The following is a 14484-nucleotide window of genomic DNA, read 5'->3' on the forward strand; positions in this document are numbered from 1 at the left end:
TTTGATTATGATAAGATGTTCTGTGTATTGATGGAAAATGAAATTTGCCGAAAGGTGTGTGAAAAGAATAAATATAATAGTTGGATGAAGCTGATTGGACAGTATTGTATCTCAATGGCTTAAAGATAAAGAAAGTTGCTGGAGAGAAAAAATATTCTCCAGCAACTTTGTCTTTGATGAATAAAGGTCAATTTTTTATTTAACTATTCTCACTATTATTTGATTCAGTGATTTTTTTCTTCTTTGGAGAAACCAGTTTGTGACCGGAATAAATGGACATGCCCATACAAAGCAATGAAGAATAGGCAAAGTATTTATGTGCAGTCATAGATTTTTTGATTCCAGAATAAATGCATCCCAACATACAGAAAAGTGCGCCTAAGGACCAGTATTTATGTGATTTCATGATTTGATACCTCCTTTGATTTAACTGATTCAATCATAACGCTTTTTTACGAAAATGCAAAGAAAAACTTTGAATATAGTTCTGTAGAATTAGAACTTGGCTTTGCGATTCTGTATATTTAAGATATCCACAAGTATACTAAATTCAGAACGATTATTCGTTCTGGAGGAGGTGTTACGATGGATTTGAAAGCAGTAGGACAGCGAATCAAATCAGCACGAGAAGCAAAAAATCTCACGCAAGAGGAACTGGCTGCATTAGTAAATTTAAGCCCGACGCATGTGAGTGTAATAGAGAGAGGTTTGAAAGTTACAAAATTGGATACCTTTGTTGCAATTGCAAATGCATTAGATGTTTCTGCAGATACTCTTTTGATTGATGTTGTGGCACATTCAGTTACAGGTGTTACCAATGAGCTGACAGAGAAAATAGAAAAACTTCCGATCAAAGAGCAGAAAAAAATTATCAAAGTAATCCATACATTATTGGAAGAGTAATATGACAAACTGGGAAGAGCAAGTAGCTCTTCTTTTTTTGACCTTTTATTCAGCTTTAAGTTGTAAAGTGTCTTTTCATGACAATAGAAATATGCTAAATTAGTTCTATAGAACAAGATATAATTCTACTTGTATATTGGAGGAAAATGAATGAGAGAGAAAACTATTTATGAGAAGATTGCAGAAAAGTACAACACAACACCAGAAGAAGTACGCAGAGAAATGCAGATAGCCATAGATGCAGGATTTGATAATCCTGATCCGGATGTCCAGGAAGAATGGAAGAAAATGACACTTAAAGGAAACAGACCCACACCGGAAGAAGTAATCAATTTCGCAGTAAAACAATTAAAAGGAAATTAATGAAAATATGAAGAAAAAGATAATTGCAGTGATTACAGGAGCAGTAATCTTGATAATTGCTACAGGAAGTATTTGTTGGAAATCTGAATCCGGTCATAAGGGAGGTGAACCGGATGTAGTAGGAACATTTTCCGTAAATCGGGATGAAAATTTAACTGTGGTCGCTAACCGGGAAAATATTGAGGATAGAGAAGCGTTTGCAAGAGAACTTTTGCAGATGTACAAGGATGATTCTTTTCATTCGACAAAATTCTCCACAGACAGGGGATATGCGACGAGCCTTGATATGAACATCTATTTATGGAAAGAGAATATTGAAGAAGGGGAATCGGTAATGACAGCTGAATACAGACCTGTAGAATACGGAAAGGACTATGATGTAGTCAATAATCCTGATAAATTTCAACTATATATAGATGGAAAAGAAGTAGAAGAATAACACGGTGAACTTTTTATACTGAAATATGTACGATTCCAATAATGATATGAACTTATGGGAATATATTGCGGATACTTTGTGAACTTTATCCTGATACAATGATTATGCTGATGAAAGAAGGCATAGATAATTGAATACAAGAAAGAGACGAAAGCCTCAGTAGTTAAGAAAAAACTACTGGGGCTTTTTTCGTGCCTGAATTTCTCAGCCAATAACTGCGGGCGTATCCCGGCAGGATAAAGGCGGAGCAGGCATGATCCTAAACAGAGGTCCGCCTTCTGGATTTGAAACGAGCAACAAGATTTCAAATTCAGGAGGAACGGATATGTATATTGAACACCCATATTTTTACGAAGGAAAGTATTACGCAAATATTGATGGAGAAATGATCGAGATTACAAAAGAAGTTGCGTATGCGATGAATAATTTTTACAGAAGCAGCAAGGCAAAAAAAGTTGAGATTAAGAATGAACTGGGTGAGGTTGTGGATAAGATGCTGAGAGAAGTACCTTACAGCGGTCAGTCCATTGATGGAGAAGGCTTCATGATTGAGGATTTTCCAGATCTGAACTGTGATGTGGAGCACTGTGTACTGACAAAAATGGAACAGCAGGATATTCACACAGTGATCAATCAACTGAACTCAGAGGAACGCATGATTATTTATGGCATTTTCTTTGAAAACAAGACACAGACACAGATGGCGGAGATTATGGGGATTTCCAGACAGATGCTGTCATACAAGCTGAAATCCACTCTTAATAAGATGCGTGAAATGTATATGAATAAATTTTTTTAAAAAATTTTTCAAAATCTTTTGCATCTGCCAAAGTCATTTGACTTTAGTAATTAGAGGAAGTTAAAGGACTTCCTAAAATGAACCATGATAACTGAATATCCAATAATAACTGACGTGACATTTCATGCAAAGAGCACGAGGAAGATGCCGCTATAGGATTATAAGACAAAACAAAGATTTTTAGTTCAGTCCGTAATGCTGCGAAAAAGCACTGACCGAAGCCAGCTGGCAGGCTGGTGATGCGATGATATGTATGAGATGCGATACACTTGCAGATCCTGAGAAGTCTGTAACTGGTAAACCTATGAACTGCTGGAGCCTGGAAACGAGAGTTTCCGGGTTGTGGTCCGGAGTATGCATCCGGGCAGGTTATTATTCCCTTCCTGCATATGCGGGAGTAACGATTCGGGGTATCGAGGATAAATAGAATCGAGCGAGCACTGTTTAATAATCAAATTGGCTATAGAGGTTATGCGGCAGAGCTTTCCTTATGGGAAAGAAACTCTGCCGTATTCCTGTGGAGCCAATATAGCGCTATGGATGCTTTACAAATAAAAATAATAGATTGGAGAGAGGACAAATGACAATCCGCAGAGGAGATATTTTATGGGCAGATCTCGGTATGTTTCCTACAACATCTGTTCAGGGTGGAGTAAGACCGGTGATCGTAGTGAGTAATAATAAAGCCAATACATACAGTTCAGTCATAACGGTAGTTCCGCTGACATCAAGAATTTATAAGAAACGGTATTTGCCAACACATGTATTTATCAGCAAATATGATATGACGGGAATCCGAAAAGGAAGCCTGGCACTGGCTGAACAGGTTATGAGCATTTCTACGAAATGTATTATTGAGAAATGCGGAAGAGTGAACAAGTGGAGCCTGGATCGGGTACTGAAAGCAGTACAGATTCAGATGGGAATGGAAGGAGAAGGGCATGACGGCAGAGGAATATAGAAACTATCTGGAGCAGGATTTCAGTGATGTAGATATCAATGAAATGACTGATCTACGGATGATAAAAGCAGACAGAAATAAATCGCTTCAGGAACGGAGAGATATTTTTCTGAATAAAGTAGGAAATCCATATTTGGTCCGGATCGGCAATATGAAAGTAAAAGTCAGATTTGCCAATAACGGTATATCTATGGAGCAGGCATTTGAGAATATGCTTCTGAGTGTCTGAAAAAGTACTGGCAAGATTGAGGGGACTGTGTTAGAATGTCGGTAAGGACAAATTATGCAGCCCCCTTTTATTACATGGATTTTCTGACGTAATAAAAGGAGGTAAGATATGTATCAGAATATCAATAAAATCTATCATGCCGCCATCTATGTCAGATTATCTAAAGAAGATGGCGATATTTCCAGTTCAGCAAAACTGGAAAGTAACAGCATTTCTAACCAGAAAGCTTTGATTCTGGATTTCCTGAAAGACAAAAAAGATATAGAAGTTGTTTCAGTCCGAGTTGATGATGGCTACTCAGGCTCTAATTTTGAGCGCCCAGCATTCCAGGCAATGCTGGAAGATATCCGGCGTGGGATTGTAGACTGCGTAGTGGTAAAAGATTTATCACGATTTGGAAGGGAATATATTGATTCTGGGAAGTATATCGAGAGATTATTCCCGGCTCTTGGTGTGCGTTTTATTGCCATCAATGACAATTATGACAGTCTCAAGGGAAAGAATCAGGCAGACGAAATTATTATCCCATTTAAGAATTTAATCAATGATGCTTATTGCCGTGACATTTCTATTAAGATCAGGAGTAATCTTGAGATTAAGAGGAAAAAAGGCGAATGCGTGACTCCGTTTGTAGCTTTTGGATACAGGAAGACAAAGACAGATAAGCATAAATTAGAGATTGATCCATCTGCAGGCAGTGTAGTACAGGATATTTTTAAGATGAAGCTGCAGGGAATGAGTCAGGATGCGATTGCTAATCGTTTAAATGAACTGGGTATTCTTTCCCCATTTGAGTATAAAATCAGCAGTGGCAGTCATTATGAAACAGGCTTCCGGCAGAAAGAACAGGCACTTTGGAGTTCCGTTACCGTCCGCAGGATACTGGAAAACGAGGTTTATATCGGAAACCTTGTGCAGGGAAAAAGGACGACACCGAACCATAAAGTGAAGCAGACTTATGTGAAACCGGAAGATGACTGGATCCGGATTGAGAAAAATCATGAGCCATTGGTGAGTGACCGTGATTTTGAAATTGTTCAGAGACTTCTGGGCATGGATACACGTACTTCGCCTGACCAAAAGCAAGTATATCTGTTATCCGGAATTGCTGTATGTGCGGATTGTGGTGCACCTATGACAAGAAAGGTTTCTACTGTGGCAGGGAAAAAATATGCTTATTATCTATGTTCCGCAAATAAAGAAACAAAACGCTGTTCTAGTCATAGAATACCGGAAAAGGATCTGGAAGATGCCGTACTGGTGATGCTGAAACAGCATATCCAGAATATCCTGCACCTGAAAAGAGTCCTGGAATTTGTTGGTACTGTGCCATTTCAGGAGATCAATATGAAGAAGCTGCAGGACAGGCTGGAGAAGAAAAAACAGGAGACAGAACGTTGTAAGGAGTTACGGATGATGCTCTATTCGGATATGAAAGAGGGCATTGTATCAAAAGAAGACTATGTAGAGCTTCATGCAGCCTATGGAAAGAGGCTTAGAAATGCGGAAGAGAGTATCCGTGCAATCCAGAAAGAAATGGATAGTGAGCTGGAAAAAGCAGACAATGCCAATACCTGGCTGGATTATTTTGTGAAATATCAGGATATTGAAGAACTGTCCCGCACAGTGGTGGTAGAACTGATCAGGAAAATCCGAGTATATGATAAAAAGAATATAGAGATCACTTTTGATTTTGATGATTGTTATCAGACATTGCTGAATCAATTACCGGCTATGGGAGTTGATACGGTAATAGATGATGATAATAATCTGCAGGTTAAGGTAAAGGAGGTTGTATAAAATGGCACGAAAGAGTAGGAAAAACATTCCGGAAGTAGTCGGCAGTGCAACCGTCCAGACAGAGGTGAGAAGACCATTCCGGGCAGGATTGTATGCCAGAATTTCAATGGAAACAGAAGAAACATTAGAAAGAGGGACGATAGAAACCCAGGTGGAATTGATGAAAAACTTTGTAGCAGATACGGAAGATATTTCGGTTGCGGAAGTTTATAAGGACTCAGACTATTCAGGTACAAATTTTGACCGTCCTGGATTCGTACAGATGATGGAAGATATCAAGCATGGAAAAATCAATTGTGTTATTGTAAAAGATTTGTCCAGACTTGGAAGAAATTATGTCGAAACCAGCAACTATATTGAACGAGTATTTCCGTTTTTTCATGTAAGATTCCTGGCTGTGACAGATGATTTCGATTCCTTCAGAGAGGGTGTGGATCTTACAGTTCCACTGAAGAATATTATCAATGAGTTCTATTCGAAAGACCTTGCCAAAAAGAGCAGCAGCGCAAAAAAAGCTCTTTGGAAAAAAGGAAAATTTACAAGTGCCTGGGAACCGTATGGTTACAGAAAGTCAGAAGAAGACCATCATCAGCTGATCGTTGATGAAGAAGCTGCAGAACATTTGAAAAGTATATTTTCTATGTATATGGATGGCAGGAACTATAGTGATATTGCAAGACAGCTCAATAAAGATGGAGTTTTATCGCCGACTTTACAGAGAAAATTCTATAAAACCGGTGAAAAGCCGCTTCCGGAGTCAAAACCCTGGAACAATTATGAAGTGAAACGAGTTCTTCAGGATGTTCATTGCACAGGTGATTCTGTATTTGGAAAATATCAGCAAAGTGTTTTCCAGGGAAATAAACAGAGAAATCGACCAGAGAGTGAATGGGTGCATGTGGAGAACACGCATGAAGGGATTATAGATAGAGAGTTGTTTCAACAGGTACAATCTAAAATCCAGGAATATACGGAAGCTTATAAGAAGAAACATCAGCAGAACAATGGAGCTATTAGAAACCATAATTTCTATACAGGAAAGATATGGTGCGGAGGCTGTGGCAACCGCATGACGTTGTCCAGAGAAAGAAATGGCACATTCTTTTATATCTGCGGAGCCAATACTAACCATAAATCCGGAGGAAAGCAATGCAAAGGGCACAGAGTCAGAAAAGAATATGTGGATGACGATGTTCTTCGCCTGATTCAAACGCATATGAAAACCGTATTGGATACAGAAAAAATGATTCAGGAAATGAATGCAGCTTCCAAAAATCAGACACAGTACCTGCTTTTGGATAAAGAGGTGGGGAAACTTCGACGGGAACTAAGCCGTATCAGTAAGCGTAAATCGGATTTATATGAAGACTATTCCGAACGTTTGATTACAGAAGAAGAATACATACAGTTTTCTCGGATCTATTCCAATGAAATTGAGAATATCAAGAGCCGTCTGGACACAGTATTGGCGGCACAGGTTCGGTATTCCCAGGATTACCACATTGAAGAAGGCTGGGGAAATGTGATACATACTTATATGTCAAAGCGTAAGCTGACAAAAGAAATGGCAGATGCCTTTGTAGATTCAATTATTATCCGTGGTAAGTATGATTATGAGATCAAGCTGGTATATGACGATCAGTTTGCAGATTTACAGAAACTAAAGAAAGAGAAGGAGGCGCAGTCAAGATGACAGATCTTAGAAAAACAGCTGTTTACATCCGTTTGTCTGCAGAAGATGACAATGTAGATGGCAGAGCCAAAAAAGAGAGCGACAGTGTAACTTCTCAGAGAATTCTGTTAAAATCATTTGCAATTGATGAGCTGGGTGTAGCTGAGTTGGATATTCTGGAATATGTGGATGACGGTGTTAGCGGTACTCATTTTAAAAGGCAGGGATTTCAACAGCTGCAGGATGACATGAAAAGCGGAGAAATCGGCTGTGTAGTTGTGAAAGACTTTTCCAGATTTGGAAGAGACTATCTGGAAGTTGGATTTTATATTGAATATATTTTCCCACTTCTACAGATTCGATTTATTTCGATTAATGACAGCTATGACAGTGCAGCGAGCAGCGGAATGACTGGTGGAATGAATGTAGCATTGCAGAATCTGATATACAATATGTATAGCCTGGATTTGTCCAAGAAAATTTCATCAGCATTGCAGACAAGAACGAGAAATGGTACACGCCTTCCGGTAAATGCCAGATATGGCTATAAAAAAGGAAAAGACGGAAGACTGGAAGTTGATCCGGAGGCTGCAAAAGTCGTGAAAATGATTTTTCGGATGGCAGCGGAAGGAACAAGTTTCGCAGATATTACAAGGGAATTGAACAGACAGGCGATTGCCACTTGTGATGAGCAGAAATTATCAAGAGGGGATCAGGTGCAGTTCCAGAGGTTTGACACGATCAAAAAGAAACATTGGAGCCCTACGACAGTAGCGGCAATTGTCCGGGATGAGATTTATATTGGAACCAGAATCTGGGGAAAAACACGTTGCAGTATGCATACCGGTCATAAAGCAGTTCTGAATGATGAAACAGAATGGGTTCGCCTGGAAAATCATCATACGGCAATTATAGACAGAGCATTGTTTGAAAAAGCAAATGAAATGCATCCGAAAAAGAAGAGAAGTGTTGCGGAATCACGCACCAATTTTACTCTGGAAAGGCGTAAAAAACAGCCGGCATTACTGATATGTGCCAACTGTGGGCATTCTTTACTAAAAGAAACGGAGCATCTGCTAAAATGCTCAGATGCTCGAACCAATGGAGATCCTGTGTGTCGAAGTCTGGTGATCCGACGGGAACCGCTGGAGGAGAATATCCTTGGGCTTGTCCATCAGTATGCAGCGTCAATGTTGGAAAAAGAAAAGAAAGTATCTTCCAACAGGCAATGCGACGACAAAGAGATCAATACCGCAGAATTGCAAAAACAAAGCCGACAGTTGACCTCGGAAAAGATGAAACTCTATGATGCTTACAAAGATGGTCGTATAGATCGTGATTCGTATAAGCAGAGAGCTGGAAAGATAAGTGTACAGCTGGAGGAAATAAAACGAAAGATAGAAGATGCGGAGAATAGTAAAAAGCTTCTTGAACAAAATGAACTTTCTGATAAAATAAAACTAAAAGATTTCTTGGGAATTCAGAAGTTCGATACAGAGAAGTTGCGTGAGATTATCAAGGTGATCCGTGTTCATTGTCAGGATGAAATTGAAATCGAATGGAATTTTGACGATATTTTTTCGGAACAGAGGTAACTTGAGCAGGACAAGAAGGACTTATCAGAAGATAATAAAGGTGCTGGGACTACCTGATGGAAGCGTCAGATAGTCTTCGGCAGAAAAAAATAAAATTTTTTTTGTCCTATACTTGACACATCCACATTCATTCCGACATACTTACTGTACGAATATGGCAAACAGAGGAATGAACCCAAACACCCTGCAATATCTTATGGGACACGCTAACATAACCATGACACTTGGCTATTATGCACACGGTACATTTCAATCTGCAAAAGCAGAACTGGAAAGACTGGCTTGTTAATATCGGAGCTTATATTTACTACTCATTTACTACTTTTGGTTGCATTTTCATGCTGGTAAATGCCAGCTTATGCAAGGTATCTTCCAAAAAGAAAATACCGATAAAGCCCTAAAATACGGGATATATCGGCATTTACCAACTTATGAAAAGATAATCAGAAATTTAGTAAGTTTTTCTTATAAAAAAGAAGAAAAAGAAACGGAATGTACGGCAGCAGTCAGTGAATATGGACTTACAGAAACGGATTTTCACCAGGATACAGAGTATCAGATAGAAGATTTCTGCACGATCACAGCAGAAAGAGATCTGGTCAATGGGGATATTCTGGAACTTACAATGACGTGCCAGAAAGGAAAGGGAATTGAACCGGGAGAACTGGCTTCGAAACTTCTTTTGTTTCTTGCAGATGCAGAAGACCCGGATAACAAAACTGCCGGAGATCTTATTGCAAAAGACCGGGAACTCCAGAATCAACAAGATACAGGGAGCATTCATATGTATCAGTGGGAAGAGGGGATTCTGATTTTCAGAGAGAGCCGGGAAGATTTCCTGAAAATCCAGATCGTTCCGCGAAAAAAATACCAGTTTTTTCAGGAAAGCGCATATTCGGCAGAGTAGGAGGAGCAATGGAAAAGAAAACTACAGAATTTGTTTATATCATAGACCGCAGCAGGTCAATGCATGGGAAAGAAAAAGAAATCATAGAACGCTTTAATCACTGGCTTACACAACAGAAGCAGAAAAAAAGTCCGTTTCTGGTAACGCTGGCACTGTGCAATGAAGAATGTGAACTGCTTTATTGCCGGATGCCGCTGAAATATGTGAAACCACTGGATACTTTTACCTATTATACAAAAGGTTATACTGCCTATACGGACCGGGCAGAAGAAGTACTGGATCTGGTCTGTGATCTCATGCCGCCAGCAGAAAGACAGGAAGTAAGCCTGCATCTGATCACAGACGGGCTGGATAATTCCAGCGCAGAAGAAGACCGGGCAGAGTTCAACGAAAAACTGGAAACTCTGGAAAAAAAGGGATGGAAAATAATGAAAGAAAAGGAGATATAGTTATGAAAAGAAATTTTAAGACAATAAGTGCAGCAGTGGCTGCAGCAATGACGATTAGCGGAATGGCAGCAGTTCCATGTTATGCAGGAATCAAGATTCCGTTTATTGGGGAAATTGGCGGATCGTCCGTAGAAGACCCGGAACTGGAATCCATGTTTGGAAGAAGCCTCAAAGAAATGGCAGGGAAATTTGACGGTATGTCTGAACCTTACTGGAATATGGGCGTGACCAGTTCTTCTAATGGGCAGGTGACTTTATTCAGTGCAGATTCCAGTAATGGAGGAGATGGCATTACACAGATTCAGCTCACAGGGAGCGGGAATCCATACTGGCTGATGGGAGTAGATACCGGGATGTCATACAGTGATGCAGGAAATGAACTGTCAGGAAAGGGATTCCGGTGCATGCCGTCAAAACCGGTCTACTATGACAGAAACGGCAATTATGTGGCTCTGGACGGACAAGATAATAATCTGACGGTGACAATGTCGCATGTCACACTGGGATCACACACAGACAAAACAGAAGTTTCTCAGTATATGGGAGAAAACCTGCGGGAGATTTTTTTTGAAGTAGATGACGTAGGTGCAAGGACAGAAGGAGAAGATACCGTAGTAGAAAATGATCAGGTAATGTTTTATGCCAGAGGACAGGCAGTGGAGCTTTCTGATCTTACAATATCCAAAATCGTACTTAAGCAGTCAGGAGGAGAATATTGCATGTACGGTTATCAGCCAGGTGATGCATGGGATTCACTGTATCCGGGAATGCAGGAAGGCGGCAGCGGTGAGTGGTTCGATCCGGCAGGAAATGTCTTTTCCATGTATTCTTCCACAGACCCGTTAAATCCGCAGATCGTATTGTCTGATCCTTCTCAATGGTAAAAATACATTGCTTTTCCCATTTCCCTCTGCTATACTGACAAGGATAAGGATGAGAAATCGAATGGACTCGAAAGAGTATGAAATGGGGGAGTTATGTAAATGGATGAGAAGAATCAGATTACGGAAGGTGTGATCTGGAAACAGCTTCTGATCTTCTTTTTTCCGATCGTGATCGGGACATTTTTTCAGCAGATATATAACACGGCCGACAGCATTGTTGTCGGTCGTTTTGTAGGTAAGGAAGCTTTGGCGGCTGTCGGCGGTTCGGTAAACCAGATTGTGAACCTGGTCGTGGAAGTTTTTGTCGGACTGACGTCCGGTGCGTCCGTGATCGTGGCGCAGTTTTACGGGGCAAAAGATAAGAAGAACCTGAATAAGACACTTCATACATCTTATGCATTTGGTATTGTGACAGGATTTGTGGTGGCTGTGGTCGGACTTCTGGTTACAAATACAGTGCTTGAGCTTATGAAGACTCCGCAGGAACTGATGGCAGATTCCAGGCTTTATCTTCATATTTATTTCTGCGGCATGATTTTTAATATCATTTATAATATGGGGGCGTCCATCCTCCGCGCAGTGGGAGATTCCAGAAGACCGCTGTACGTGCTGATGGTTACCTGCGGGCTGAACATTGTCCTTGATATCCTGCTTGTGGTGATTTTCCGTCTGGGTGTTATGGGCGTTGCGATCGCGACTGTGAGCTGTCAGGGAATCAGTTCCATTCTGGTCACGGCAATGCTTATGAAAGAACATCCGCTGTTCCAGCTGAAACTAAGGGAGATCCGTTTTTACAGAGTTTCCCTTAATTCTGTCCTTCGGATCGGTATTCCTGCGGCACTGGAAGCGACCATGTATACCATCGCCAACCTGATCATTCAGGTGTTCGTAAATGAACTGGGAACAGATACCGTCGCAGCGTGGGGAACTTTTGCAAAGATCGATGCGGTTTACTGGATGGTCGTAAATGCATTTGGCATTTCCATCACGACTTTTGTAGGGCAGAACTACGGGGCAGGTAAGGTAAAAAGAATGCGAAAAAGTGTCGGCATCTGTCTTGGGATGTCATATGCCGGTGCGATTCTTGTAAGTGGAGTGCTGTATGCGCTGGCAGGCCCGCTTTATCGGCTGTTTACGACAGATGAAAATGTTGTACGGATCGGTGTGGATATGATGCATTTCCTTCTGCCATCCTATTTCATGTATGTGGTGATCGGGATCCTTTCCGGTGCACTTCGAGGGGCAGGCAGGGTCCTTGTGCCGATGCTGCTCACCTGCGGAGGAGTCTGTCTGATCCGTATTGTGTGGATGTTCGGTGTATTTCCGGGACATCCGGGGATCAATACGATCATGCTGAGTTACCCGGTATCCTGGGGCATCACGGCAGTTTTGTTCATTATTTATTATTTCAGAAAATTTCCAAAAGTAAAAAACGTACAGGAGTGAGATTATAGAATGAATGTTTTGAATCTGGAGCATATCAGTAAAGTTTATGGAGATAAAGTGATCTTTGATGACATTTCCTGCGGGATCCATCAGGGAGACAAGATCGGGATCATCGGCATCAATGGAACAGGAAAAACAACCTTCCTTCGGATCCTTGCCGGACTGGAAGAAGCAGATGAGGGTCAGGTGATCACGCAGAACGGACTTCGCATCACCTATCTTCCGCAGCACCCGCAGTTCCCGGAGGGCGCAACGATCCTTTCCTATGTGACGCAGGGGCAGAAGGAACAGAGCTGGAATCCGGAGACAGAGGCACATATGGTTCTCAACAAACTGGGGATCGAAGACCATGAAGAAGAGATTGAACATCTCTCCGGTGGTCAGAAAAAGCGTGTGGCGCTGGCGGCAGTTCTTGTAAACCCAACGGATGTCCTGATCCTGGACGAGCCGACCAACCATCTGGACAATGAGATGGCTTCCTGGCTGGAAGATTACCTTAACCGTTTCAAGGGCGTTGTGATCATGGTAACACATGACCGATATTTCCTTGACCGTGTGACAAACAAGATCCTCGAGATCAGCCATGGCAAGCTTTACAGCTACGAGGCAAAATATTCAGAATTCCTGGAACTCAAGGCGCAGAGAGAAGAGATGGAGATGGCTTCCGAACGCAAGAAACAGAGTATCCTGCGCATGGAGATCGAGTGGGCCAAGCGTGGCTGCCGTGCGAGAAGCACCAAGCAGAGGGCACGTCTCGACCGTCTGGAGGCAATGAAAAATTCCACAGCCCCGGTGCGCGACAAAAACGTAGAGATCGACTCCGTGGAGACAAGAATGGGCAAAAAGACGATCGAACTCCATCATATTTCCAAGCGTTTTGGTGACAGAATCTGCATCCGTGATTTTGACTATATCGTGCTCAAGAACCAGCGTCTCGGTATCATTGGACCGAATGGCTGTGGCAAATCCACCCTGCTCAAGATCATCGCAGGCATTATCGAGCCGGACAGCGGTGAGGTAGAGGTCGGAGATACCATCAAACTGGGATATTTTTCCCAGGAGATCGAGGATATGAACAGCAGCCAGCGAGTGATCGATTATATCAAAGATGTTGCTGAATTTATCCCGACGAAGGACGGACTTATCAGTGCGTCGAAACTTCTGGAGCAGTTTTTATTTGACCCGGCGATGCAGTATGCGCCGATCGAGAAGCTTTCCGGTGGAGAAAAGAAGCGTCTCTATCTCCTTAAAGTCCTGGCTGCGGCACCGAACGTCCTTCTTCTTGACGAGATCACGAACGATATCGATATCCCGACACTTACGATCCTGGAAGATTATCTGGATTCTTTTGCCGGAATCGTTATTGCAGTATCCCATGACCGATACTTCCTTGATAATATCGCAGACCGTATCTTTGAGTTTGACCGCGAGGGAAATCTTACCCAGTACGAGGGCGGCTATACAGATTATCTGGAGGCAAAGAAGCGCAGAGAGGGAAGCAGTGATGCAGGAAGTGCTGAGCCTTCCAAGGTAGCAAAAACTGCCGAAGAAGCACCAAAGGCAGAAAAAGATTCTGTCAAGACCTGGAAACAGAACCGTCCGTCCAAACTCAAATTCAGCTACAAAGAACAGCGGGAATTTGAGACCATCGATGATGATATCGCAGCGCTGGAAGCACGAATCGAGAAACTGGACGCGGAGATCATGGCAAATGCGACAAATTCCGGCAAGTTAAACGAGCTTACCCAGGAAAAAACAGAAGCAGAAGCGCAGCTGGAAGAAAAAATGGACCGCTGGGTTTACTTAAACGACCTCGCAGAGCAGATCGAAGCCCAGAATAACAATTAATAAATTATGCGGTTTTTATTGATTTTCGTCGAGTTCTTTAGGATACTAAGCGGGAATCATCGGTAATTCAATTGCCGAGATAAAAGCGTGAATTGTGCATGTCTGCACATATATATAATTATATTAAATATATAAAAGAAAATATGTTCGATATATTATTGATGTTAAAACAATCTTATGCTATATTAT

16 protein-coding genes and 1 pseudogene are annotated in these 14484 nt (G+C 41.6%); 16 read left to right on the plus strand and 1 reads right to left on the minus strand.

The window, feature by feature from the left end; translation table 11 throughout:
• Positions 1-199: 199 nt before the first annotated feature.
• Positions 200-406: a DUF6219 family protein gene (locus tag WMO75_RS03545; protein ID WP_008688150.1), complete on the minus strand. Its 207-nt coding sequence runs from the start codon at positions 404-406 to the stop codon at positions 200-202.
• 179 nt (positions 407-585) lie between these two features.
• Between WMO75_RS03545 and WMO75_RS03550 the strand changes: the two genes are divergently transcribed.
• The 16 genes and pseudogenes from WMO75_RS03550 to WMO75_RS03625 all read left to right on the plus strand — a co-directional run bounded on the left by WMO75_RS03550 (position 586) and on the right by WMO75_RS03625 (position 14295).
• On the plus strand, positions 586-903 hold the full coding sequence (locus WMO75_RS03550) for a helix-turn-helix domain-containing protein (protein WP_008688152.1): 318 nt from the start codon (positions 586-588) through the stop codon (positions 901-903).
• Positions 904-1053: 150 nt separating this feature from the next.
• Positions 1054-1266, plus strand: a complete 213-nt coding sequence (locus WMO75_RS03555; protein ID WP_227589476.1) for a sporulation initiation factor Spo0A C-terminal domain-containing protein — start codon at positions 1054-1056, stop codon at positions 1264-1266.
• A gap of 7 nt (positions 1267-1273) precedes the next feature.
• On the plus strand, positions 1274-1705 hold the full coding sequence (locus tag WMO75_RS03560) for a hypothetical protein (RefSeq protein ID WP_227589475.1): 432 nt from the start codon (positions 1274-1276) through the stop codon (positions 1703-1705).
• Between the two features lie 325 nt (positions 1706-2030).
• Positions 2031-2504 (plus strand): sigma factor-like helix-turn-helix DNA-binding protein, encoded by a 474-nt coding sequence (locus WMO75_RS03565; RefSeq protein ID WP_172677211.1) that lies wholly within the window; start codon positions 2031-2033, stop codon positions 2502-2504.
• A gap of 244 nt (positions 2505-2748) precedes the next feature.
• On the plus strand, positions 2749-2931 hold the full coding sequence (locus tag WMO75_RS03570; protein ID WP_005344284.1) for a hypothetical protein: 183 nt from the start codon (positions 2749-2751) through the stop codon (positions 2929-2931).
• 153 nt (positions 2932-3084) lie between these two features.
• The gene (locus WMO75_RS03575; RefSeq protein ID WP_015568867.1) at positions 3085-3465 is read left to right on the plus strand and encodes a type II toxin-antitoxin system PemK/MazF family toxin; all 381 of its coding nucleotides are present in this window, start codon (positions 3085-3087) and stop codon (positions 3463-3465) included.
• On the plus strand, positions 3446-3694 hold the full coding sequence (locus WMO75_RS03580; RefSeq protein WP_015568866.1) for a DUF6870 family protein: 249 nt from the start codon (positions 3446-3448) through the stop codon (positions 3692-3694). Before WMO75_RS03575 ends, WMO75_RS03580 begins: the two co-directional genes overlap by 20 nt.
• Positions 3695-3802: 108 nt before the next feature.
• The gene (locus tag WMO75_RS03585) at positions 3803-5494 is read left to right on the plus strand and encodes a recombinase family protein (RefSeq protein WP_117555535.1); all 1692 of its coding nucleotides are present in this window, start codon (positions 3803-3805) and stop codon (positions 5492-5494) included.
• A gap of 1 nt (position 5495) precedes the next feature.
• Entirely contained in the window at positions 5496-7187 is a 1692-nt protein-coding gene (locus WMO75_RS03590; protein ID WP_227589474.1) for a recombinase family protein, read from the plus strand.
• Positions 7184-8761 (plus strand): recombinase family protein, encoded by a 1578-nt coding sequence (locus WMO75_RS03595; RefSeq protein WP_227589473.1) that lies wholly within the window; start codon positions 7184-7186, stop codon positions 8759-8761. Before WMO75_RS03590 ends, WMO75_RS03595 begins: the two co-directional genes overlap by 4 nt.
• Positions 8762-8882: 121 nt before the next feature.
• A pseudogene (locus tag WMO75_RS03600) lies at positions 8883-9050 on the plus strand (tyrosine-type recombinase/integrase); the annotation flags it as partial.
• Between the two features lie 69 nt (positions 9051-9119).
• The gene (locus WMO75_RS03605; RefSeq protein ID WP_349077643.1) at positions 9120-9668 is read left to right on the plus strand and encodes a hypothetical protein; all 549 of its coding nucleotides are present in this window, start codon (positions 9120-9122) and stop codon (positions 9666-9668) included.
• 8 nt (positions 9669-9676) lie between these two features.
• Complete coding sequence (locus WMO75_RS03610) at positions 9677-10117, plus strand: hypothetical protein (RefSeq protein WP_118698782.1); 441 nt, start codon at positions 9677-9679, stop codon at positions 10115-10117.
• 2 nt (positions 10118-10119) lie between these two features.
• On the plus strand, positions 10120-11001 hold the full coding sequence (locus WMO75_RS03615; protein ID WP_349077645.1) for a hypothetical protein: 882 nt from the start codon (positions 10120-10122) through the stop codon (positions 10999-11001).
• Positions 11002-11100: 99 nt separating this feature from the next.
• Positions 11101-12447: an MATE family efflux transporter gene (locus tag WMO75_RS03620; RefSeq protein WP_022215441.1), complete on the plus strand. Its 1347-nt coding sequence runs from the start codon at positions 11101-11103 to the stop codon at positions 12445-12447.
• A 9-nt stretch (positions 12448-12456) separates the two neighbouring features.
• Positions 12457-14295: an ABC-F family ATP-binding cassette domain-containing protein gene (locus WMO75_RS03625; protein WP_022215440.1), complete on the plus strand. Its 1839-nt coding sequence runs from the start codon at positions 12457-12459 to the stop codon at positions 14293-14295.
• The last annotated feature ends 189 nt before the right edge of the window (positions 14296-14484 follow it).

This window comes from Blautia intestinihominis (assembly GCF_040096655.1).
Taxonomy (GTDB): Bacteria; Bacillota; Clostridia; order Lachnospirales; family Lachnospiraceae; genus Blautia_A; species Blautia_A intestinihominis.